Source organism: Aestuariibacter sp. GS-14 (assembly GCF_006494365.1).
GTDB lineage: Bacteria > Pseudomonadota > Gammaproteobacteria > Enterobacterales > Alteromonadaceae > Alteromonas > Alteromonas mangrovi.
Genome location: NZ_VHIP01000001.1, coordinates 548,323 through 572,734, shown reverse-complemented (window position 1 = coordinate 572,734; position 24,412 = coordinate 548,323). Strand labels below are relative to the sequence as shown.

Sequence of the window (24,412 nt, the reverse complement as noted above, 5' to 3'; positions counted from 1 at the left end):
TTTACCCCGCATCTGCCATCTGCATCAGCTATCTGCTTGTATTTATTGCGCCGCGAAGTTCAGCAAACACCCTGAAAAAAACGTTTCCAGGTTATGTTCTTTATATAAGTCACCCGTATTCGGCTGATTTGCAGCAAGTCGTGGGAATGCCCCGTAGCCCGCCAGCAAACAGTGCCACGATGTTGCACCAAAGTGTGAATCAAGTTTCTGACGTTGAATTTCCTGTTGTAGATCCCCGCGTCTGAACCAGACATCCAACAATTGTAATAGTGATTCCGACAATGCTTCGTTGTTTCGATTGGCCCGCCAGTACTCTGAATCATTGCGGGTATTGAGTTTGTAGTGGGCCACTATGTAGTCGCGAACCCGCTCAAATCGTTCCCTTATCACTGCGTTGTAAGCATGGCGGTACTGGTCGCTGAATCCGCCTTTTTCGTAGTGATCCATAAAAATTTCTACACTGGTTTGAACCAAATGCAATGCCGTCGCCTCCAGCGGCTCAATAAAGCCCTGAGCAAGTCCAACTGCCACACAGTTTTTAAACCAGTGTTCGCTCACCTGACCCACATTCATTTTTAAATGGCGTATTTGCGTGTTTTCGCGGTTCAGGCCCAGGTGTTTGCATAATTCCGCTTCTGCCTGTTCCGGGTCCAGATACGCTGAACTGTATACATAGCCATTCCCAGTGCGATTAGTCAGGGGAATTTGCCATGCCCAGCCAGCAGACAACGCCGTTGAACGCGTCTCTACGGGTAGCGGGGTTAATGGCGCTGTTGCGCAGACTACGGCCGAATCGTTAAACAGGTTATTACCAAACGACTGAAACGGTACTTTCAGGGTTTGTTGTAGCAATAAACTCCTGAATCCAGAGCAGTCAATAAATACATCGCCCTGAATGGTTTGCCCTTCTGCGGTGTGAAGTTCCTTAATGTCGCCGCTAGGGTGGTATTTTACGCCGGTGATTTTCAACGCTTTATGGGTAACGCCCTGGGTTTGTGCATACCGCTGCAGAAATCCACCCAATAGCCCGGAATCAAAATGGTAACCGTATTCAATGCGAAAGGGGAAGTTAGCCGGCGTTTTGGGGGAACGGTAATAATTGGCCAGCCAACCATTAAACAAAAAATCCTCGGGCTTTACATTCACATCCAACCCCAGACGACGGGTCATACAGTTTACGTAAAATGCGCGCTCACTAAAGGTATCCAGTTGCCCGATAAATGGATGGGCATAGCTGTTCACGCCCGACTCAGGACTCCAGCCATCAAACCGAATGCTTACTTTATACGTTGCATTACAGGCCGGCATCCAGTCTGATTCGGCAATTTGCATGTCGTCAAAAAAGCGCTTTAAGGTGGGCGTTGAGCCTTCGCCCACACCAATAATCCCGATATCGGGTGACTCTACTAATGTGATCTTCACGGCTTTGTGTTGCCAGCGCTTAGCCAGCAGGTTGGCCGTCATCCACCCGGCGGTACCACCACCTACAATAACAATGTTTAATGGTTGCTCACTCATGCGGTATACCGCTGCAAAAATTCGTCGTGACTCAACAGTTTGTCGAGCGGCTGTTGTTTTGCCTGGTAAATCTGACTCATAGCAGCCATGAGCTGCGCGTTGTCCATTGCATCTGCGGCAGGATGATAGTCACGTGGCGAGAGCCCTTGTCCCATCATCACTTGCACCCAGGACGCATCGCGGAAAATGTCATTCTTTTCATTAAATATGGCAGCTGTTTCTTCGAACGCAGCAATTTTTTGCGCGAGTCTGTCAGGAATGGACATGGTGCGCATATCCCGCCAGAAGTCTGAATCGTCGCGCTGATTGACGTGATAGTGCAAAATAATAAAATCGCGAATCGTTTCAAATTCGTCTTTGGACTCGGTGTTATAAAGATCGGTCATTGCCTGAGATATACCGTTATTCGGGAACATCTTCATCAGGCGGATAATGCCAGACTGGATCAGGTGAATACTGGTAGACTCCAAGGGTTCTAAAAATCCACTCGACAAACCAATGGCCACAACGTTTTTACACCATTGCTGTGCAGTGCGACCCGTCTTAAAGCGGATGGTACGCGGCGTATCCAGTGCCTTGGTGTCTAAATTATTCAGCAAGGTCTCTGTGGCCTGATCATCACTGAGGTACTGCGAGGAGTAGACAATGCCATTACCATTGCGGTGCGTAAGCGGTATGCGCCACTGCCAGCCTACCTTATGTGCAATACTGCGCGTATAGGGCAGCGTGCTGGTAAAGCGTTCACTCGGTACTGCCTGTGCGCTGTCAGCGGGTAGCCAGTGACTGTAATCGTCATAACCCACTCCCAGTGCTTGTTGAATGAGTAATCCCCGCAAACCGGTGCAGTCGATAAATAAATCGCCCTGAACCTGTTTACCGCTGGTAAGTTGCAATGCCGTAATATATCCGGTAGCCGGGTCCTGCTGCACGTGTTCGATGATACCCTCGGTGCGCACTACACCGGCCTGCTCGGCCTTTTTCCGCAAAAACTGACCGTATAACGCAGAATCAAAGTGATAGGCATACTGCATTTCATAGAGTGGGTTGGGCGTATTGATCTTGTTGAACCTGCCTTGCTCACAGCTCAGGTAATTCAGGTCGAAATCCCACAGTGACTGGCTTAGCCCGGTCTGTTGCGCTTTTAGCCAGTAGTGATGGAAGCTACAAAACCCCATGGTAGTGCCTGGTGCGCCAAAGGTGTGGTAGTAGCTGTCGCCGTGGGTTTTCCAGTTTTCGAACTTAATGGCGAGCTTAATGGTGGCGTGGGTGTCGCGTAAAAATTCGCGTTCGTCGATACCCAGAAAATTATTGAACACCTGAATAGGTGGGATAGTTGCTTCGCCCACTCCTACAATGCCAATCTGCTCTGATTCCACCAGTTCAATACGAACGGCAGGAGAGAGAACTTTGCGAAGCAATGCGGCGGTCATCCAACCGGCCGTTCCACCACCTGCAATAACCACGTTTTGAATAGGTTGCGGCATGGGTATTCCTGTATTACGTAAATCGATAACGGTATCTGTGTTGGTGCACAGATAAATTCACTGTGCTTTTGACTCTAGCGAAATAAGGGTGAAAAGCAAAATGAATCGTGCAGAAAAATAAAGCCCTGCGGCGAGCGCCGCAGGGCCTGAGGTATAACTTAGTAGAACGAGTAGTTGAAGTTCAGCATGTAAGAAGGACCAAACTCACGGCGCAAGGTAACGATACCGTTGCTGTCGATGGTTTCTTCTTTCTCATCGGTCAGGTTAACACCTTGCAATGAAATACGCAGACCTTCCAGGTACTCAATGCCACTGCCTTCAAAGTCGTAGCTGATTTGCGCGTCGATCTGAGTAATAGGCGCACGAGTTGCCGTATCAATCTTGTTCGAACCACCACGCTGGTAAGTGGTGAACTCAGAACGGTCTGTTGCTGCTACACGAATCTCAAAACCGTCCATTTCATAGTAGGCAGTAATCGAGAATACTTCGTCAGACTGACCTGGGATTGGGTTACCGTTATCCAGTTCTGCATCAATGAAGGTTGCAGAGCCAGCAATACCAAAGCCTTCCAGGGCGTCAACGAATGAACCCAATGGAATGTTTGCTGTTAATTCTGCGCCTTTCACCGAACCTTTCAGACCGTCCTGGAAGTACGAGAAGTAACCATAATCTGGTGGTGTAGCCAGGTCACCCGCTTCGTACGCAACGTTAGCCGGACCATACAAACCGGTTGTTTGAATGATACGGTCGTGGAAACCAGGAATGAAGTAGTTTGCACCATCATTCGTTTCATCATTCAGGAAGTTAATCAGATCACGCGCATCGTCAGTCCAGTTAACCAGGTCTTTGTAGAACAACGCCAGCGACACATAACCTTCGTCTTCGAAGTAATTTTCAAATGACAGGTCAAAGTTATTCGCTTCAAGCGGACGCAGAGTAGGGTTACCCTGGAATTTAGACCATGGTGTACCGTACTGTTCTACGGCTGCTTCCGAATTAGGGATCGCAATCAGGTCGATGTTTTGGTCGAACTTAACGAAACCAGACGCTTTCATTTGGTCTACACGTGCACGGCTAATGGTCTTATTCGCTGCAAAACGCACGAAGCGGTTGTCGTCTACTTCCACACTGATGTTCAGGCTTGGCAGGAAGTGGCTGTAAGAATCGCCGCCTGACAATACGCAATCTGCGTCAACAACGCCATTGTTGTCGTCGTCACATACGGCATAGTTAGAACCTACTATGCCCAGGTAACCGGTTGAAGACTGGTCGGTGTCTACGTACTGCGCACCAATGTTACCTACAACTGGGAAGCCGCTTAATTCGGTTTCAAAGTCGAATTTAGCGTACAGCGTGGTAACTTCTTCGTTTACTTCGTAGCTATCACCCAGACGATCTGGCTCAAGTAAGCCCGCATCGTTCAGTGTGTATTCGCCATCGCGGTAAGGGGCAAAGCCATCATACGCTACAACCATGCCTAATCCAGCCCAGGTCAGATCAGCCAGGCCGTTGTACAGATACTGGCTAGGGATAGCTTCAGAGTAGGGGTAAGACGACGCAGTCGCGAAGAAGCCTTTGTTGTCTTTCATTTTATAGCGGTCGCTATAGTACACACCAAAGGTTGCTTTATTGATGATGCCCCATTCAACCAGGCCTTCTGTTTCTAAACGAACTGTAGTCAGTTCTTCTTCGAAGTCAGCATAGTTCAGGAAGCCGTCTTGCGCGTTCAGGTAGCTGAACGGGATTGGATTGCCGTCGGCATCCGTAAACACGGTGTTCACTGTAGAAGTAAACTGGTCGGCGATATTCGCCATACCACCACCCCATTGTTGTGGACCAGTAAGTTGCAGTAACGAAGCGTCAGCAAATGCGCCCAAACCTGTGCTATCAGTAAAGGTTACACCGTCAGCACTCATCTGGAAGTCACGAGTACCAAAAGTATTGATTGCGCCGTTACGTGCTAAACCAGCATAAGATTCACCGCGCAGGTCACGTTTTTTAGACTGGCTGTTCGCTGCATCCAACATCACAGACCAATTGTCGTCGATGTTGTATTTAACGTTCAAACCAAAGCTTTGCAGTTCGCCGTCTTTTTGCGCCGGATCGGTACGTAAAACCGGGTTTGCACCTACTTGAGTACCAGAAGTGTTAAAACCGCTTCCAGACAGTGACGCCGGATCTGCGTTAAAGGGTTCGATGAAGCCACGGATCACACCTGAGTCAGAATAGTCGATGCTCAGTGCATCAACAACGATGTCCAGACTATCGGTAGGACGGAATTGCAGGATGGCAGAAATCGTATCGCGGTCCAGTGAGCGGCTGATTGCCTGCGTGTCCAGACCTGAAGGCAGGATTTGGCCTGCATCGTTGGCGTTGTAGCCCCATACACCGTATTTACGTTCGTTACGTGGAGACTCGGTGGTTGCCAGTGCTACGGCGATACCAATGGTGTCGTCTGCAAACTTCTCAACAAAAGACAGCGCATAACGCTTACCTGTGTTGTCAAACTCTGGGTTGTCAGAGTCGTTGCCACCCATTTCATATACGCCAGTAAAGGTCAGCGATTCTTCTGCTGACAATGGGCGAACGGTTTGTAAGTCTACTGTACCGCCGATACCCTGAACCATCAGAGTAGCTTCAGTGGTTTTGAAAATGGTTGCGCCCGTCATGATTTCTGACGGATATAAATCGTATTCTACGCCGCGGTTGTCGCCGATACCAATCAGTTCACGACCGTTTAATGACGTACCTGTAAAGTCTTCTTTGAAACCACGTACAGAGATACCTGACGTACGACCACCAACACGCTCACCCGCTAAACCAGGCAGACGCGCCAGTGATTCCGCGATTGATGAGTCTGGCAATTTACCGATATCTTCGGCAGAAATCGCTTCGACGATTGATGTGTTGTCCATCTTGATCGCCTGAGCGCGCATCAGTGAGCCGCGGATACCTTTAACCGCGATGACTTCTACGTTTTGATCAGTTGCACCATCAGCTTCTTGAGCAAATGTCTGGCCTGCATACATGGCAGACGCGACAGCCAATGACAAAATGGCGGGTTTGAATATGTGTTTGGTTTTCATGTTTTAGTGCCCTAAGTCAGATAAAAATCTACGTAAGCTTGTTACATCGATGTTAACAATAGTTAAAGCTTAGCAATAGGTCAAGTAATTTTCTTAATCAATTAAGAAAATAAAATTAACAATGATTGTTAAGGGTTGTGCGGATTTTTGCTAGATACTTAATGGATTTAGATTTTTTCGATTAAGTCATACAAAATGTAAGAAGATTTGTAGTTATATTTTTTTACAAATTCAGTTTTGCAGTTAACAGAAAAATCACATGTTGTGCTGATAAGGTGTTTGAATTCGCGTCTGAATGAATACGTTATTAGCTGAGAGCTTTTGTTCTAATTAGACAGCTTAGACCAAGACGCCAATAAATCGAGAAAGTGTAGAAAATTTCGTCGATTATTTGTTGTTAAGTGATAAACAATTTTGCTAGCGTACTTACTTATCGTGATCTGTTTATCCGAACCCGGATAACCTGCTTCTTCAATAACGAAAGCAGGGTGCTTCTGTACTAAAAAGGAGTGTTGTAAATGAGGTACATCGCGTTGCTGTTGTTGCTGGCAGTGTTTGGGCTGGTGGCCTATGGCTGGTTAGTGAGTGATGGTGATTCAGGATCAGATCAAAGTACTGTTGCCGCTTCAACTGGTTTTATGCCAATAAGGCTCGACAGCGGCCCCTTTGTCGCTGCTCGTCCGCGTCATTTTAAAGCGCCAGAAGTTCAGAATATTGTGCTTCCCAAAGTAGGGGCAAGTGATGTGTCCTGGGGGGCGATTGGCTCAGATCGCCTGGGTAATATTTATATGGGGCTGTCGGAGTCTTATTCAGAGCCTCGTTCTGCCAGCATGGTTCGTTGGCGGCCCGAAAATCAGCGCGTTGAAGTTATGGGCAATGTACTTCAGGCACTTCAGCAAGCCGATATGGCAGAAGCTGGCGCCAGTCAGGGCAAGATCCATAGTCAGTTTGTGTCGGCGTCAGACGGATTTCTGTACTTTACCAGCTTTGATGAGGCTGGAGAAAGTGATACACAATTGCCCACCTGGGGCGGGCATCTTTGGCGTATTGATCCAGTAAAAGCAGTGTGGGAGCATTTAGTTCATACGCCGGAAGCCCTGATTGCTATTAATACTGACGGGCACTATGTTTACGCGTTGGGTTATTGGGGGCACGTGTTGTATCAGTACGACACCGCAACAGGGCGGGTACATAAAACGGAAGTAGGTTCTGTTCCTGGCCACGTATCCCGCCAGCTGTTGGTTGACGGCGAAGGGCATGTTTATGTACCTAAACTCATTCCTGCTGCAAATGAGCAAGGGTTTGTCGCGGTTTTAGCTGAACTCGACAATCGTCTGAACGTGGTGCATGAATTCCCGTTGCCTGAGTACTCCGATAACAGAATGTCGTCGTATCGCGGTATTGTGGGTTTTACCACCATGAAAAATGGCGATGTGTTTTTTACCCTGCATAAAGGCCAGTTATTCCGTTTACACGCCGAAGGCAGTAAAGACACGAAACTCGAAAAAATAGGGTTCTTTAATCCCGCCGGTGAAGCCAATATTCCCAGTTTGTTTTCGATCGATGGCGAACAGTTTGTGATGGGTGCCAGCAGACGGTCGGGCAGTGAGCCAGAATGGCTGATTTATGAAACAACGAGCGGTACAACGGTGTCATACCCCATGCCAGAACTGGCTGATTTCCTGTTTTTTGGAACCCAGGTGAAAGATGAATCGGGTGCCATGTACCTGGTTGGGCAGCACAATAACACCCGCTCACCTAAAGTCGTTCGACTCTCATTCCCAGAATAGCGGTTTTTACCGCTACTTGTCTACGACAGAATGAGTCTTACTGGTCGCCAGTCTTGTTGTTAACAATCGGGCGGCAAACCTGATCTCCATAGTAGTTATTGCTGTAGTTACATTCTACCGGACGGGGGGCGGTTGTTTGTTCTGTTGATTTACCGATGATGTGTTTAATTAACGTAGCCATGATGCGCTCTCCTTGTAGTTGATGGATGCAGAATAGCGCGCATCACGGCTCGTTTATATTAATTAAAATTAATTATTCTGATTTGTTTTCTGAATTAACTGCATAAAAGTACATATCCCTGTATTCGTGATCATCCGTTACTTTATTGGTAAAGGGGTATAAGGATAGCCCGGTTACTTTGCGTTGGGTGTTAACATCAAAATGGATAAACGCGTCACTGGCTGCATTTTGATTGTCCCATCGGATCACAAACGTATGGTCACTGAATGGCTCAAGTGTTCCGGTGAGCATGGGCATCTTTTCAGAAACAATTCGCAGGGAATTGTTGGATTGCGTTATGGTCAGCGCACCAAACCATTGGTCGATAAAGCGTCCTGTATATGCAATCGGATCCAGAATCACCTCACCGGTGCCAACGGGTATTATATTACTTGCCAGGTAGCGTTGTTCCCGCTTGGCCTGATAATCCACGTAATTTTGAACCCAGTCCTGCTGGTCAGCCGGACTAATGAACGCTTTCAGGATGTGTTGCATAACAGAGCCTCTGGCACCGTAATCTGAACCATTGTTGAGAATAACAATGGCCAGATCTTTGTTAGGTACCATGGCGACGTACGCCTGATAGCCCGACAAGGTACCGGTGTGAGAAATAACCATGTTTCCGTGTACGTCAGACAAGCGCCAGCCTAATGCGTAGGATTTAAACAGTGTGCCGTCCCATTCTTCGTCGGTATCAGTCACCGACAACACAGTGTAAGCGCGTTGCAGGGTAGTGATTTGAGCCTCAGACAGCACCTGAGCGCCATTTGCAGCAATTCCCTTATTCAACCACATTTGTAGCCACTTGAGCATATCAGTTGCACTGCAAACTATGCCACCTGCTGCAGCAGATACCAGTTCACGTCCTTCGATGCTATTGCGCGGGATGGCATAGATCCCGCGTTGGTCATTATGGCCGTAACTCATTGCAACATTGTTCAGAGCTGCATCTGACAAGTCGCCAGCAAAACATTGCATATTTAATGGCGTAAAGAGCTTTTCGCTGATCACATCTGCATAAGGTTTTTTATACAGCCGGGCAATTACCTCGCCCGCGGTAATATACATTACATTGCTGTAGGCGTATTCACTTCGAAAGCTGGATGCCGGCGTGAGGAAACGCAAATTGTGAATAATGTCCGTGCGGGTAAAACCACTGGGCTCGGGCCAGAGCATACTGTCGCCAGCGCCACTGGCTAAACCTGAACGGTGTGTAAGTAAATCCAGGAGGGTAAATTCCCGTGTTACCCAGGGATCCTGCATTTGAAATTCAGGTAGAATATCGGTTACACGGGTTTGCCAGGTCAGGCCATTTTCTTCTATGGCAATAGCCAGCGCTGCTGCGGTAAATGCCTTGGACGTGGATGCCAGGCGAAACAGGGTATCAGCAGTAACCGGTTGGCGATTCTCCAGATTGCGAAAGCCGCGCCCTTTGGCATATAACACTTCGCCATGCTGAATCACCCCAACAGACATGCCCGGCGTGTGAAAAGTTTCAAGCGCGTTGTCGATTACCGTATCCAGCTGTTTTAGCGATGGAGGTTGAGACGCGTTAGTTGCAGCGCATGCCGTAACGGTAATAAATGACAAACCCAGAGCACACTGGGCTACCCGGCGTAATACCATATTTATGCTTCCTTTTACCTGTGTTTAGTCTGAGGGAGGACTGAATTACTGCGCGTAAATAAAACCACTTAGTTGGCTTTTTTTACTATTTTGCAGTGGATAAATAATCCCCGGTGGTGTCAATCACATCAGGTTAGCATAAAAAATAGGTAAGTTAATCTGTATATTGAATAGATTATTCCTGGTGATCCCACACCAGTGCTTTGAAGTGTTTGCGACACATGGATTCGTAACGATCGTTGCCGCCAATTTCAACCTGATTACCGCTGGTAACTGCATAGCCTTGCTCGTCTAATCGCACAACAAAGTTGGCTTTGCGGCCACAATAGCAAACGGTTTTAAGTTCAAATAGCTTATCCGCCCAGGCCAGTAAATAATGGCTGCCCTCAAAGGTTTCACCCAAGAAGTCGGTTCGCAGGCCATACGCTAATACCGGAATATCGAGCTCGTCTACGACTTCGATTAATTGATACACCTGTGCTTTGGTTAAAAATTGCGCTTCATCAATAAACACGCAATCCAGTGGTTTGCTGTTGTGCAAAACCCCAATTGCCTGGTAAAGGTTGTCTTCGCTACGATATAACTGGGCATCCGCTTGCAAACCTATTCTGGAGGTGACCTTGCCTACTTCATACCGGTCATCGAGTGCCGCAGTGTAAATTACCGCGTTCATCCCGCGTTCTTTGTAGTTATAGGCCGACTGTAGCAGTGACGTGGATTTACCGGCATTCATTGCCGAATAGTAGAAATACAATTGAGCCATGTTATTGTGAATTATGTTTAGAATGGTGTTGATTAGTGTACCATTTTATCAGTGCATTTTTCTCTAAAGGTTTGGCAAACAGATAACCTTGTAAACAATCTACCCCCATTGCTTCGAGTATCGCCGCTTGTTCGGGGGTTTCAATACCTTCTGCCACGGTTTTGCAACCAAACTCTTTTGCCATCAGTAGGGTGGCGCGAACAATGGTATCGTTGCCTTCGGTGATTTGCTGTACAAACGCGCGGTCTATTTTAAGCAGATCAAAATCCAGCGCCTGAAGCAGGCTAAGGGATGAAAATCCGGTACCAAAGTCGTCTATCGCTATGTGGATATGGCGCGCCTTCAGAGCGGCAATCCGGTCGGTAAGAATGGCCATGTCATCGGCGAAGATCGATTCGGTAACTTCCAGATGTAATCTGTGCGGGGCAAGACCAGAACTATTGATGGCCTGATCCACCTGGCGAATAAAATTATCATTGAGCATTTGAAGTACAGAGACATTCACGGAAACCGATAGTGAGTCATCAGGCCATTGGGCTGTGTCTATGCATGCGCGGTGAAGGATCCAGTTTCCAATGTCCTGTATAAGGCCGGTTTTTTCGGCTAATGGAATAAATACCGCCGGGCTTATCCACTGGTCGTGAAAACACCATCTCGCCAGCGCCTCGACAGCCCAGAGTTTCTTCGTTCCGGCCTCAATAATAGGTTGGTAAACAACATGAATTTCCTGACGTTGTATCGCTTGGCGCAGACCATCACGCAGACGCACCTCTTCGTTTAGCGTATCGTACAAAGAGTCAGAAAACACGCCCACTACACCCGGGGTAGAGCGTTTGTGAAAATACATGGTGAGGTCGGCTAACTGAACCAATGTCGCAGCGTCCTCGCTGTGATTTGGGTAAATCGCGATACCAATAGTGGCGCCAATACTTACATCATTGCCACCAACCTGTTTAATATTGGCTAAACTGCTGCGGGCAGCCTGCCCAATGGCTGTGGCTGCTACTTCGTCTGCGTAGGGGAGCACCATAATAAATTCGTCTCCGCCCCAACGGCCTGCGCAGTCTGTTTCGCAAAACTGCGACAATTGCGTTGCAACGGCGGTTAACACGGCATCACCACACTGATGTCCAAAGGTGTCATTAATTTGTTTAAAACCATCCAGGTCGATAAACAAAATAGCGAGCTTATTTTTGCTGGGTACGGATTGTTCAATCATCCATTCAAAATGTTGCATGAATGCCGTGCGATTCATCAAACCTGTAAGCGGATCCCGGTTAGATAACCGGTGAATTTCCTGGGTACGGCGTAACACCTCATTTTCAAGATTGTTGTTGGCCTGGTCGAGCTTTTGGTTGGATTCGAGTAATTGCAGGTTAACTCGTTTAACTTCATTTTGTTCGTTGCGCATCAGGTCGACCAATTCGTCGTTCTTGTGCTTTATTTCAATGGCTCTGCGAATAAAAAGGTTAGCGCGGCTGGAAGCGCCACACATGGATATCCAAAACAAAACACCAAGGAATCCCAGCATGTTGTATTCATCCCGATGGTCATAAATCGCTCTTAATGACATGGGTATTAGCATGATGGTGGTATAGGTGATCACCAGTAACATACTGGGAGCAAGTACGGTTGCCGCACCGCCCGCCATGGCTGACATAATGGTCATGGTTGAGGCAAATTCCAGCGTGGACATACTGTCAAAAAACGAAATGCCAAATACAGCCCACAAAACAGCAGTAAAAACAGAGCCCACAAAAAAGCGATAGAAAGGAAGCTCTGGCGCGTAGTTCGCGTGTCGAAGTTTAATAAACCAGTAAGCTGCGTCGAGTCCCCGAATCAGGGTAAAAACCAAAATGATGCCCCAGACGCGTTGTTTGGTTTCTTGCCCGGCTCCGGAGTCGAATCCAAATGTAATTGCACTTACGCTGAGGATAGTAATTAACAAGCCATTAAACGCGTTGGAGTAAAGAAGCTCTACCACATCCTGGTTAATCATGTTGAGCCTGGTTTTAAAGGGGGACTGCTGCATGCCTGCTCTGTAACCATTCCACTGTGAATATTGCTTTTATTATTGTGGTGTGTACCACGTTTACGGAAATTTGCCAGTTTCGTACGGCAACAATATTAATGATAGTGAAATTTCGCCAGTAAGCCAGTCTGAGGAGTTGTGAATTTAATAGAAGGGTATTCGCAGGGAGAAAAAAAAGCCGGACGACAAGGCGTCCGGCAAACAGGTACTTATTGAGTACGGATTAGGCTGCGTCTTTGGCTTCTGACGCGACGTTTTCTGCGGAAATCAATTCCATATCAAACGTAAATTCATCAACGCGAATGGCCAGTTTGCGTTTTTCATTGTAATCGTGCAGTGCGGCTGCATCGGCAGCATTAATTACACCGCGCGCCTGCAACTTGTTCAGTGCATTTTCAAACGACAAGAACGGAATAACAGGCTCTTCGCGCAATGCTTTCTGTACTTTGCCCAGCAGTGGTAATACTTTGTGCTTGGCTTTAAACGCCTGCTCATTGATGTCATTACCATCACCTGGGGTAGCTTTAACAAGGTGCGTCAGCTGTGCTTTCACACTGTTGTCCTGCAGTGCTGCCAATGACAGTTCGCGAACCAGATCATCACTGATGGTACTAACACTGCCACTGTATGTAGCAGTCAGGAAGCGCATCAATCCGCGGGTTGCTGTGTTCGGGAAGTTGCGAACAAAGTTAACCAGTGCCTGTTCAGCCTGCTGTAAAGACCATTGCATTGCGTAGTCGAAGTACGGCTTGGCCTGCTGGCGATCTTCAATGCGTTGCTCGTAGTAGCGAATTGACGCCATTGCACCATACAGGTAGCTCATGATGTCACCCAGACGAGCAGACAGCAGCTCGGCCTTTTTCAGGTCGCCGCCTAATACCGCCAGAGATAAATCAGCCAGTGGCGCTAGTTTGGCAGACAGCGCGTTCAGGCGTTTTTCGTACTTACGTACTTCTGGCAGGCTTGACTGCGCACCACGAGTAAACGGCAAGTAGCTCTTGAAAATACTGCGGAACGAGTTGTTAACACTGAACCCGATTGTTTTACGCAGTACCTTATTGAACTCGCCATCGGCTTTCTTATCGTCGCTGTGAATCAGATCCACCATTTCCTTCAGGTATGGGTGGCAACGCATAGCGCCCTGGCCAAATATCATCAGGTTGCGGGTAAGAATATTTGCACCTTCAACTGTGATAGCGATTGGCAATGCTGAATAGCCGGTAGCCAGGGTATTTTGTGGACCACGCTGAATGCCTTTACCAGCCTGAACGTCCATGGCTGCGTTCATTACATCGCGACCAATTTCTGTCATGTGGTATTTCGCAATAGCAGTTACTACTGATGGCTTCAGGCCCAGACCTAAACCTTCCGTAGTGAGTACACGCATTGCTTCACACAGGAATGTTTTGCCCGCGATTTCTGCCAGTTTTTCCTGGATCCCTTCGAAGCGGCCAATTGGCAAACCAAACTGTTCGCGTACAAAGGCGTATTCAGCGGTTGACTTTAACGCGCTTTGAGCAGTTGCAGTGCCCATGGCCGGTAACGAAATACCGCGGCCTGCGCCCAGACAGCTCACCAGCATTTGCCAGCCGCGACCAATGTTTTTCTGGCCACCGATGATGAAGTCCATTGGAATGAACACGTCAGTACCACGGGTGGTACCGTTATAGAAACGCACACCCATTGGATCGTGACGATTGCCCAGTTCAACACCTGGGTGTGACTTAGGTAACAGCGCACAGGTAATACCCAGCTCAAGCTTGTCGCCAAGCAGTTTGTTTGGATCAAATACTTTAAACGCCAAACCCAGTACGGTAGCGATGGGGGCAAGTGTAATGTAGCGTTTGTCCCAGCTTACTTTTAAGCCGATAACTTCTTTGCCTTCCCACTGACCTTTAGTCACGATAGCCGCATCAGGAATACCACCTGCATCTGAACCTGCTTCAGGACTGGTTAATGCAAAGCATGGGATGTCCTGACCTACAGCCAGGCGAGGTAACCAATAATCCTGCTGCGCTTTAGTGCCGTAGTGCATTAACAGTTCGCCCGGGCCTAATGAGTTAGGCACCATTACGGTTACTGCTAACGCGCCGCTTTTCGCTGCCAGGGTAGATACGATTGTTGAGTTCGCATAGGGGCTGAACTCCAGACCACCGAATTTCTTCGGAATGATCATTGAAAAGAAACGGTTCTCACCCAGGTAATCCAGGATGTGTTGTGGAATATGCTTTGAATTACCTAATTCAAAATCGTCAACCATTTCCAGTAATTTTTGCACAGGACCGTCGAGGAACGCCTGCTCGTCAGCACTTAGCTTGGCTTGAGGAACTGCACGCAATGCCTCCATGTCGGGCGCTCCGCGATAAATAGAAGACTCCAGCCAAATATCGCCGGCGTCTAACGCTTCCTGCTCTGTAATAGAAATTGGAGGTAAAACTTTCTTCAAACTTGTTCTGATACTCATAACTCATCCGCTCATCTGACCAGTTGGATTGTGCTAATACTACAGCCTTTTTTTTATTTTGCAAATATATTGTTAAGCCATTGATATTATTGGTTTATGTTATTGTTTTACCCAAGTGCTACTAGATTTGGACGGTAAAAACAATGACTTACCTTTAGGCTGAATTGAAAAAAGGCGGTTAAAAAGTAAACTTTTTTAAAGTGGGGACTGGCAATTTTTTAGTACAAAAAATGTGCACATGGTTGGTTTGGCTGAATATGAATGCCGCAATCACACTAAAAAAACACGTCATTAGGCGTTTTATGTAACTGATTGATATGATGCAATGGTGCTTTGCTATGGCAATGGGTATAGTGACTACAGCATAAAAAGAAGGAATCACACATGGCTAAAATAGGACGGGTGTTTGCACACACGCTACTTGGACTTTGTTTATCTGCGGTGGCAGCCACTTCTGTGCTGGCCGATCCGGCAGAAGGATTGAGAATAGCTAAAGAACGCAAGCTAAGAAATTCGGGTTGGGAAGACACTGTTGCATCAACCACTATGGTGCTGCGGGATACCCGCGGAAAAGAATCCGAACGCGCGCTACGGGTATTCACTTTGGAGCGAGCTGAAGAAGGCGATAAATCCCTTACCATTTTTGATTCTCCTGCTGATGTTAAAGGGTCAGCATTTCTGAGTTTTTCTAATACGCTTACCCCGGATGATCAGTGGATGTACCTTCCCACAGTAAAAAGAGTGAAGCGCATTGCCTCTCAGAATAAGTCTGGCCCGTTTATGAGTAGTGAGTTTGCCTACGAGGACATGACCTCTTTTGAACTGGAGAAGTATCAGTTTAATTACCTGCGTGACGATACGTTTGATGATCAGAAGGTGTTTGTACTGGAACAAGTGCCGGTTGATGAGTTTTCCGGGTACTCAAAACAAATTGCATTCATCGACAAAGAACATTACCGCTTACTGAAAATGGATTTCTTCGACAAAAAAGGGGATTTATTGAAAACCCTGATCCTTGATGACTACGAACTGTATTTGGATAAATACTGGCGTCCGCATACCTCTGAAATGTTTAATGAACAAACCGGCAAAAGTACGGCGATGTTCATCAACGAAATTGAGTTCAAGACTGGCCTGAAAGACAGTGATTTGGACCAGGACAGTCTGAAGAGGGCCCGCTAAGCCATGCGCCAGTTCATCCCATTCTTCGTTTTCACTTGTTGTGCTACTGCGCCCCTGGCTTATGCTGAGGTGGAATTCAGTGGCACAGCAACCATTGAACAACGCTACTTTTTGCAGGATCCCTTGTTTCCGGAGCAGCGTCGGTCTCAAACTTCTGTAACGGTAATGCCAGAAGTGTTTATGGACTGGAACGACGGCAGCGACAGGCTGACATTTAAGCCGTTTGTAAGAGCTGATCAGTACGACACTGAACGAACCCACGCAGACATTCGGGAGCTTATGTGGCTGCATGCCTCAGAAAGTTACGAACTTCGGGCAGGGATTGGCAAGGTGTTTTGGGGCCAAACGGAATCCTTGCACCTTGTTGATGTGATTAATCAAACGGATTCGGTTGAACGGGTAGATGGTGAAGAGAAACTGGGCCAGCCCATGGTGAGTGCTTCGTATCTGATGGAAAGTGGTGCCATAAGTGCCTACATTCTGCCGTACTTCAGAGAGCGGACGTTTGCCGGTACCGAAGGACGTTTACGGCCAATTGTACCCATTAGTAATGACAATGCCTTGTACGAATCTGAAGATAAGCAAAGCAACGTTGATTATGCACTGCGATGGCAACAATCCCTGGGTAACTGGGAGGTAGGGTTGTCGTACTTTGACGGCACTAATCGGGAACCTCAACTGGTGGTGGAAGGCAGCCTGGAAACCAGTGATTTAGTGTTACGACCGTACTATGAACAAATGCAGCAGATTGGCGCGGATATGTTGTGGGTGAATGGTGCGGTGCTTTACAAGTTCGAAGCCATCCATCGCAAGAGCAACACGCAGAGCTTTATGGCAGCAGTAGCCGGATTTGAATATACCACCGTGGGTATATTTGATTCGGTTTACGACATCGGCTGGCTGGCGGAATATCAGTATGATGAGCGCGATAGCAGCTTCTTTGTCCCCGCTCAAAATGATGTGATGGTAGGCTTGCGCTGGAGTTGGAACGACCCCGACAGTACAACTGTTCTGGCGGGCTATGTTCAGGACCTCGACGACATGGAAACATACAGTGCGTTTATCGAAGCATCGAGCCGCATGACAGATAACTGGAAATGGACGCTGAACGGTTATTTCTTTTCCACACAGTCGCAAACCGATCCGTATTTCTTTGTGCGCCGTGATGATCATATTGAAATCAACGTGGAATACTTTTTTTAAACAGACGGTTTCCTCATAAATACTGCCAGTTGGCTTGGAAAAGCCATACTGCCAGATGGACAATAATGAATGAAAACTACAAAAATCGTGTTGATGTTAGCCACTCTACTGGCGTCGCAGTCAGCTGCTGCTATCGAAAAAATGTACGGTGTTATTAGCGCAGGATACAGTGATCTTGAGTACAGTAATACTGCAGAAGAAGCCTTCAGTTATAAATTGATCTTAGGTCATCAGTTCCACCGGCAATGGTATGTAGAAGCAGGCTTTATTCAACTGGCAGATATTGAATCAGAAAGTGACTTTTCAACACTTGGTATACAGGCAAATGGCTTATATATGGGCGTAACGGGTAAAGCATCGCATGCTGTTGGCGAGCTCTTTTATCGATTAGGTGTGGCTAATTTTGACGTGCAGGCTGTTGAGTTATCTACTGACAGTGAGTGTCTGCTTGGTGAATCGGCCGGTATGTTGAATGGACAGGCTGTATGTCAGTTTGACGAAGGGGTTGCGGCAGGCATCATTGGACTGGGTTTTGATTATTACGTTGCCACGAAAACCTTTGTGCGCCTGGAAGCGGAATACATGCGCGGTAAAGATGGCTTCGATACCAGTCTGATATCATTAGGGATCCGCTATAATTTTAATTAGGATTCACGGGTCATTGTTAGTCAATAGGCGATCTCAAATCCGAATTAGCGTGTATTAAGTGCAGCAGGCAACAGGAAACCGCTATGAAGAACGAACTCGACAGTAAATTAGTGCTTAAAGTGTTCGATAAAATTCGTACTCACGGTGAGCAGTGTGATGAAAAGTATCGGCTGGAAGGTGTGTTAGCGTTTACTGACTTCGATGGATACACCTTGTATATGCAAGATGCACTGGTGTCGATGCAGTTTGGATTTCACAATCAGTACCGATTTGATTATCAGCATACACAAGACTTAGAAGCGTTCGAGAAAAAACTCCGGTATATCGATTCGCATTATTAACCCACAGCCAAACTGAAACGACTTCATGACGCTACAGTGTATGAAACCCGCTATTTATCCGCTACAATTCATTCGGAAAAACACCTCCTGCTGTTGCTAGACATGTGAAACGGGCAGGAGTGACGGAATCGAATAAATAGGACACTGCCCTTTTGTCTGTAGCAATTACCCCTCCCAAGTTTCAAATATCTTTTTTAGGTCCAAAATTCTGGCTGGTGTGGATCAGTATGGTGTTACTGTACATTGTTACCTGGTTACCCTATCCGGTTATTAAACTACTTGGTCGCGGCACAGGCGCATTGCTGGCGGCGTTGGCGAAAAGTCGGGTTAAGGTCGCGCGTAAAAATATAGCGTTGTGTTATCCCCACCTCTCCATGTCGGAACAAGACAAGTTGGTTAAACAAAACCTGTACCGTGCTGGCATGGCCGTTTTTGAAACCGCCATGGGCTGGTGGTGGCCGGATTGGCGGGTAAAAAAACATGGGGTGGTAGAAGGATTTGAACATGCCAGAGCCGTGTTGGAGCAGCATAAAGGCGTGTTTGGCATGGCGCTTCACAATATGAATCTGGAGTTTGCCTGTAGAGTGTTAGGACTCACTTACCCCAGTGTGGCTTTCTACCGCAAGCACAATAATCCCCTGATGGACTATCTACAGTATCGGGGTCGAGCCAGATCGAATAAATACATGATCCACAAGCGCAATGCACGCGCTCTGCTTTCAGCATTGGATGCTGGGGAACTGTGTTTGTATTTGCCCGATCAGGATTACGGTCGCAGTCAAAGTATTTTCGTGCCGTTTTATGCAGTAGAAGAAACGGCCACCACCACGGCAACACTGATGTTTATTCGCCGTACTGAGAGTGTTCCGCTAATGGTTACCTCGCAATATACCGATACAGGGTATAAGGTGAAGTTGTACCCACCGTTAATGGAATTGAAAGAACTGGATGACAAAGCGGGTCTTACGCTACTGAATTCGCATATTGAACGCATTATAGACGAGCAGCCCGACAGCTACTTATGGATGCATAAACGCTTTAAAACGCGTCCGGATCCGGACGCACCGTCTTTATACAAAGACTAAATGCGAAAAGTGTAACATTGTCATATAGTAAATTTATGAATCTGAACAAAACCATAGCATGCAAATAGGTAGCAACGCATGAAAAGACAACCTTCTTCTGCGGTCTTTTGGGCCAAACACCTTAGCCTGGCGCTGGCGGTGATCATTGTTGCGTCTGTGGTAATTTATTTGCAACTGAGCAACACAGGTGCGCCAACACCGGTAGATGCACCGGCTGAGCGATCGGTGGCAAAAGGTCTGTCTGATTTTTATCGCGAATTCAGAATGTCGTCTAACGATCCGGTAAAGGCGGAGGGGGGCGATATGGTGCTGGATATTACGCCGTCCGAGCAAAGTCTGGACGCGCAGTTGCAGTCGATGTCGAGCAGTTTGAAACCTGCCGATGGCCGCTGGGTTGGTGAGTACAAGTACCGTACGTTTAAAGCTGGCAATACGCTTAGAGAGGCCATTTCGTCGTATGCTGAACAGGAAGGGATGCAGGTTATCTGGGATTTGAATCAGGATTTTGTGATCAAACACCAGTTCCAGATGGACAATACCATTGCAGGGTCGCTGGCAAAAATTGCCAGCGCAATAGACAGTAATTTCGAAGGAAAAGTTGCTACGTTTGTTTGTCCTAAGCAGCGCTCACTGGTAGTAACTGAAAACGTAACGGAATACCTGACCCAACAGTGCAATCGGGTGCGGGGATAAACGCTTCCTCATTGCCCAAACAGCCAGCCAGAGCAGGCTGTTTATTCAGGCAATGAGATATTGTTATTTAGCTAAGCAAGCTTGCCACAAAGCAGACACGCGCTGGCGAATGGTGTTGAGTGCGTCAGTCTGACTGGCAAGCTTAACACCCGACAACGTGAGCTGATGATAGTGATCGCGCAGAGTTAAATAGGCGTCCTGTAGCGCTTGTGCTTGCTCCACCGAAATTAACCCTACCTCTGCAACGGTATCGATGATTCGCAGGTTATCGGTCCATTTTATGAGTGACGGAAACTGATGGGCATAACCCAATACCCAAAATTGAGTCATAAATTCAATATCGGTAATGCCGCCTTCACATTGCTTCAAGTCCAGGCCTTCAGCGTTAGCGTCTAACAGGTGTTCACGCATTTTCTCACGCATCGACACTACATCATTAACCAATGCGGGTAGTTCTCGTTTGCGCTGCAATATTGATTGGCGAATGCGCATAAAGCTGTCGTGCAGGGCACTATCGCCTACAATGCTTCGCGCTCGCACCAGCGCCTGGTGTTCCCATGTCCATGCTTCCTTTTCCTGATAGTGGGAAAATCCCGATTCATGACAACACAGCAGGCCGGCATTGCCCGATGGGCGAAGACGCAAATCGGTTTCGTATAGCTGACCCGCCATGGTTTTTGTGTTGAGCAAATGCATAATGCGCTGCGACAACTTAATGTAAAACTGCTGTGCAGATATGGACTTGCTTCCGGTGGTAACACTGTCACTGGGTGCATTGTGTAAAAACACCAGATCTAAATCTGAACCATAACCCAGCTCATACCCGCCAAGTTTGCCATAGCCCACAATAAGAAAGCCATATTCACCTTCTTTCAGGTGCACTGGTGCGCCAAATTTGTCGGTTACCTGTCCCCAGGCTGACTTGAGTACAGCATGCAGCATTACTTCGGCCAATGCGGTGAGTTTGTCGCTGACCCGGGCAATAGGCAACGATCCCGAAATATCACTGGCAGCGATGCGCAATTGCTGGCTCAGCTTAAATTGCCGCCACTGTTCCATCAGTTGTTCTGTATCCTCAGGATCTACACGCAATAAAGCCTGACGAAGTTCGTCGGTATACTCGGCAAAACACAATGAAATATTGGTTTGCTGTTGCTGCAAGTATAGCGGGGTTAATAGTTCGTCCAACAACAAGGGGAAGCTACGTATTTGTTCGGTGATCCATTCACTGCGGGCACACAATTTTATGAGCTGTTTGAGTACGCTGGGATTTTCATGCAGTAGGTCTAAATACGTTGTTCGGCCGGTAATAGCACTTATCACACTGCATAGTCGGGGAAACAGAACCAGTGTTTCCCCTGGGCATTGCTTGAGCATAAAATACAGCAGTTCCGGAATGAGTTTAGCCAGCGTATCCTCGCCTTTCTGCCCAATTCTGTGGCGGGACAGATTTTGTCTGAAATCATTGAGTTGATTAAACAGGGCTTCGGCATTTTCCGGTGATAACTCAGGCGCAAACAGCGCTGAAAATTCAGGGCTCGTCATGGGCACTACCCAGGCGTCCTTGCAGCGCACAAACAATGCGTCCTGTTGCTGCTGTTCATCACCAGGCTCAGCAACCAGTTGATTAAACTGGTCGTGAATGCGTGTTGTTACCTGTTGCAAAGCATCTAAAAAATCTGTGTAACTAAGGTAACCCATCACCCGAGTGAGCACCTGTTGCGGCCAGGGTTCGTCTGGTAATAATTGGGTTTGTTGATCGTTAAATTGCTGCAATGTGTGTTCTGCTTTGCGCAGAAAATAGTAATCTTCAATAAGCGAATCGATGGATTCTTTGTCAATCAGCTTCAGTGCAACTAGCTGATGTAACACGATGAGTAACTGCCTGGATTGCAGGCGAGGCTCACGCCCACCATGAATAAGTTGAAAACTCTGCGCGAAAAATTCCACTTCGCGAATACCGCCCGGCCCCAATTTGATGTTGTTGGTTAGCTGGCGTCGACGCAGTTCTTTATTGATTAATCGCTTCATGTCGCGAATGGCATCCAACGTGGTAAAGTCGAGATACCGGCGATAAATAAACGGTTGTAAAATGCCTTCAAGTTGCGTCCGGTAAGGACAGGGTGGATTCAGTACACGCGCTTTGATCATCGCGTATCTTTCCCATTGTCGGCCCTGATCCTGATAGTAATCTTCCAGCGCGCCGAAGTGCGCAACCAGTGGCCCGCTTTCACCAAATGGACGCAGTCGCATATCAACCCTGAATACCTGTCCATCCACGGTGACCTTATTCAGGGCTGAAATCAATTTTTGTGCAAGTTTGGTAAAAAATTGTTGGTTTTCCAGTGGCTTGCGTGGATGGTCGGTTTCACCTTTGAAGGGGTAGGCAAAAATCAAATCGATGTCACTGGAGAAATTCAGTTCATGCCCACCCAGTTTTCCCATACCCAGAATCAGCATAGGTTGAGGGCCGTTTGGCCCTTGCGGTGTGCCATGACGTTCACACAGATGATCATATAACCAATGGTAGGCAGCCATAATTAAAGCGTCGGCCAATACACTCACCTGGGAGAGCGACACATCGATAGATTGTTGGTTGGTTAAATCCCGCCATGCCAGAGCAGCCATATGTATCTGGCGAAATTGGCGCAATACCTCGCATAGTTTAATTTCATTTTCTACGCCAGTAAGTTGTGATTTGAGTAACTCACATAATTGGGGAATGTCAGCATGCAGGTGCCACTGATGGGTAAGAATGTCCGCTAACCATTTTGGCTGAGCGGTAATTATCTCTCCCACAAACGGGCTTAATCCCAGCACGTGCCTGATGTCGTCCTGGTATTGTTCAATTATCGGGTAAGCCTGAATATTCGATGCAATTTTTTGCCACTGTAACTCAGCATTTTCCTGAATAATCGGGAATTGGGTTTTCTCAGTACTCATAATCACTTAGGATAATTAACCTGGATGGATGAAGTCTGGCACAAACCTGTGGCAGGCTCCAGCATCGAAGTACAAATTACCAAGCATGATATTGAGGTAAAACATGGAAACACTGGTTAAGTTAGTGCCGTTATCCCACGATCTGTGGGTGTATGTTGCGATTGATGTGGCATTGGCATTGTTGTTATTACTGGTGATGAAATGGACGAATCGCTCGCGCACCAGTGTGTCAGTGAGTGACGAACTGGGCGTGAAAGACAATTTTGCGTTTGGAATAAGCATTGCCGGAGGCATGTTGTCGCTTTGCATCGTGCTTAGCTCAGTGGTAGGGCGGCATGTGGGGCAGGGGTACGAAGAAGCCGCGCTGGGTATGCTGATGTTTGGGTTTGTGGGTATTCTGCTGGTGAAATTTGGTCGCTTCGCACACGACAAGATTGTGCTGGATGCGGTTGATACGCAACATAAAATCAGCGACCGCAGCGTGAGTGTCGCGCTCGTAGATGCGTCAAGTGTTGTCGCCAGTGCAATTATTCTGCGCAGTATGATGGAATGGGTAAATGGCAGTGACGTGAATGCCATTATCGCCATCGTCACCGGCTTCCTGGTGGTGCTAACTATTTTACTCATTATGACGCGTATTTATGAAATTCGGTACGCATTACAAAACCAGAATCATTCATTCCAGAGCGCCCTTGAGACTGGCCAACTGGCATTAGCAGTGCAGCACGCTGGAAATCTCTTAGGTGTAGCATTAGTTGTGTCTTCTGCTGGTGGCTTGCTTGAATACAATCCCGAAGGCTATGTGAGTAACATTACCGGCTGGCTGGTTACCAGTGTAGCGTTGGCATTATTGCTATGGATTTTGGTGGCGTTCAGTAAAAAAATGCTGCTTAGCGGTATGAATTATCAGCAGGAAGTGGATCAACAGCACAATGTTGGCGTGGCTGCTGTTGAGTTAACGTTGAGTATTGGCATGGCGCTTATTGTGAGTGGAGTGTTGAATTCATCTGCCGGATAAATCCGGTTGCCAATTGTGCGGCCGCCATATCAGCAGGTGGCTGACGCGTTTGTCGGATGATGTCTTCTTTATCTCGGCGGGAATGACGTTTTATCCAGGCTTCCAGTTTTAAAGCAGTAGATTTATCGGCTACTTCAAAGACGCACTCAAATTGAAGCGGGCCCTTACCTCTGAGGGCTTTTGCGCCACCTTTAATGTGCCCACTGTGTTGTCGCAACCGGCGTTCGGGTTGGTTAGTGATGCCGGTATAGTAAACCTGCTGCGCGGTGCTGAGAATGTAAACATACCAAACTGTCATGAATTGGCTCTGAACTAC

Annotated in this window: 18 protein-coding genes; 8 read left to right on the top strand and 10 right to left on the bottom strand. The window is 47.4% G+C overall.

The genetic code is table 11. The features are described 5' to 3' along the window. Window positions 1-42: 42 nt before the first annotated feature. From FJ444_RS02460 to FJ444_RS02450, 3 genes are all read right to left on the bottom strand, one after another. Entirely contained in the window at window positions 43-1,518 is a 1,476-nt protein-coding gene (locus FJ444_RS02460; RefSeq protein ID WP_140956319.1) for a tryptophan halogenase family protein, read from the bottom strand. Continuing rightward, on the bottom strand, window positions 1,515-3,002 hold the full coding sequence (locus tag FJ444_RS02455; RefSeq protein WP_140956318.1) for a tryptophan halogenase family protein: 1,488 nt from the start codon (window positions 3,000-3,002) through the stop codon (window positions 1,515-1,517). Before FJ444_RS02455 ends, FJ444_RS02460 begins: the two co-directional genes overlap by 4 nt. Before the next feature lie 158 nt (window positions 3,003-3,160). Beyond that, window positions 3,161-6,088 (bottom strand): TonB-dependent receptor, encoded by a 2,928-nt coding sequence (locus FJ444_RS02450; RefSeq protein WP_140956317.1) that lies wholly within the window; start codon window positions 6,086-6,088, stop codon window positions 3,161-3,163. Window positions 6,089-6,606: 518 nt separating this feature from the next. Between FJ444_RS02450 and FJ444_RS02445 the strand changes: the two genes are divergently transcribed. After that, window positions 6,607-7,878 carry a hypothetical protein gene (locus FJ444_RS02445; RefSeq protein WP_140956316.1) on the top strand — a complete coding sequence of 424 codons (1,272 nt, stop codon included), beginning with the start codon at window positions 6,607-6,609 and terminating at the stop codon, window positions 7,876-7,878. A 37-nt stretch (window positions 7,879-7,915) separates the two neighbouring features. Here FJ444_RS02445 and FJ444_RS21310 read toward each other — a convergent pair whose 3' ends face one another. The 5 genes from FJ444_RS21310 to FJ444_RS02425 all read right to left on the bottom strand — a co-directional run bounded on the left by FJ444_RS21310 (window position 7,916) and on the right by FJ444_RS02425 (window position 14,983). Then, window positions 7,916-8,059 (bottom strand): hypothetical protein, encoded by a 144-nt coding sequence (locus tag FJ444_RS21310; RefSeq protein ID WP_181405032.1) that lies wholly within the window; start codon window positions 8,057-8,059, stop codon window positions 7,916-7,918. 72 nt (window positions 8,060-8,131) lie between these two features. Next, entirely contained in the window at window positions 8,132-9,724 is a 1,593-nt protein-coding gene (locus FJ444_RS02440; RefSeq protein ID WP_140956315.1) for a serine hydrolase, read from the bottom strand. Between the two features lie 175 nt (window positions 9,725-9,899). Further along, window positions 9,900-10,487 (bottom strand): thymidine kinase, encoded by a 588-nt coding sequence (locus FJ444_RS02435; protein ID WP_140956314.1) that lies wholly within the window; start codon window positions 10,485-10,487, stop codon window positions 9,900-9,902. A 1-nt stretch (window position 10,488) separates the two neighbouring features. Beyond that, a complete protein-coding gene (locus tag FJ444_RS02430) occupies window positions 10,489-12,519 on the bottom strand; it encodes a bifunctional diguanylate cyclase/phosphodiesterase (RefSeq protein ID WP_140956313.1) in 2,031 nt (676 codons plus the stop codon). 223 nt (window positions 12,520-12,742) lie between these two features. Continuing rightward, the gene (locus FJ444_RS02425) at window positions 12,743-14,983 is read right to left on the bottom strand and encodes an acyl-CoA dehydrogenase (RefSeq protein WP_140956312.1); all 2,241 of its coding nucleotides are present in this window, start codon (window positions 14,981-14,983) and stop codon (window positions 12,743-12,745) included. Between the two features lie 384 nt (window positions 14,984-15,367). On the opposite strand from FJ444_RS02425, the gene FJ444_RS02420 reads away from it, so the two are divergent. From FJ444_RS02420 to FJ444_RS02395, 6 genes are all read left to right on the top strand, one after another. Beyond that, window positions 15,368-16,165: an outer membrane lipoprotein-sorting protein gene (locus tag FJ444_RS02420; protein ID WP_140956311.1), complete on the top strand. Its 798-nt coding sequence runs from the start codon at window positions 15,368-15,370 to the stop codon at window positions 16,163-16,165. 3 nt (window positions 16,166-16,168) lie between these two features. Continuing rightward, on the top strand, window positions 16,169-17,368 hold the full coding sequence (locus FJ444_RS02415) for a hypothetical protein (protein ID WP_140956310.1): 1,200 nt from the start codon (window positions 16,169-16,171) through the stop codon (window positions 17,366-17,368). A 69-nt stretch (window positions 17,369-17,437) separates the two neighbouring features. Continuing rightward, window positions 17,438-18,016, top strand: a complete 579-nt coding sequence (locus tag FJ444_RS02410; RefSeq protein WP_140956309.1) for an outer membrane beta-barrel protein — start codon at window positions 17,438-17,440, stop codon at window positions 18,014-18,016. Window positions 18,017-18,099: 83 nt separating this feature from the next. Next, entirely contained in the window at window positions 18,100-18,357 is a 258-nt protein-coding gene (locus FJ444_RS02405) for a DUF3081 family protein (protein ID WP_140956308.1), read from the top strand. Between the two features lie 152 nt (window positions 18,358-18,509). After that, window positions 18,510-19,442, top strand: a complete 933-nt coding sequence (gene lpxL, locus FJ444_RS02400; protein WP_140956307.1) for an LpxL/LpxP family Kdo(2)-lipid IV(A) lauroyl/palmitoleoyl acyltransferase — start codon at window positions 18,510-18,512, stop codon at window positions 19,440-19,442. A 78-nt stretch (window positions 19,443-19,520) separates the two neighbouring features. Next, a complete protein-coding gene (locus FJ444_RS02395; protein WP_140956306.1) occupies window positions 19,521-20,135 on the top strand; it encodes a TcpQ domain-containing protein in 615 nt (204 codons plus the stop codon). 63 nt (window positions 20,136-20,198) lie between these two features. Here FJ444_RS02395 and glnE read toward each other — a convergent pair whose 3' ends face one another. Next, complete coding sequence (gene glnE, locus FJ444_RS02390; protein WP_140956305.1) at window positions 20,199-23,078, bottom strand: bifunctional [glutamate--ammonia ligase]-adenylyl-L-tyrosine phosphorylase/[glutamate--ammonia-ligase] adenylyltransferase; 2,880 nt, start codon at window positions 23,076-23,078, stop codon at window positions 20,199-20,201. A 103-nt stretch (window positions 23,079-23,181) separates the two neighbouring features. Between glnE and FJ444_RS02385 the strand changes: the two genes are divergently transcribed. Continuing rightward, window positions 23,182-24,096: a DUF350 domain-containing protein gene (locus FJ444_RS02385; protein WP_140956304.1), complete on the top strand. Its 915-nt coding sequence runs from the start codon at window positions 23,182-23,184 to the stop codon at window positions 24,094-24,096. On the opposite strand, the gene FJ444_RS02380 is transcribed toward FJ444_RS02385, so the two are convergent. Then, window positions 24,059-24,394, bottom strand: a complete 336-nt coding sequence (locus tag FJ444_RS02380) for a GIY-YIG nuclease family protein (protein ID WP_140956303.1) — start codon at window positions 24,392-24,394, stop codon at window positions 24,059-24,061. The genes FJ444_RS02385 and FJ444_RS02380 overlap by 38 nt on opposite strands. Between the last annotated feature and the right edge of the window lie 18 nt (window positions 24,395-24,412).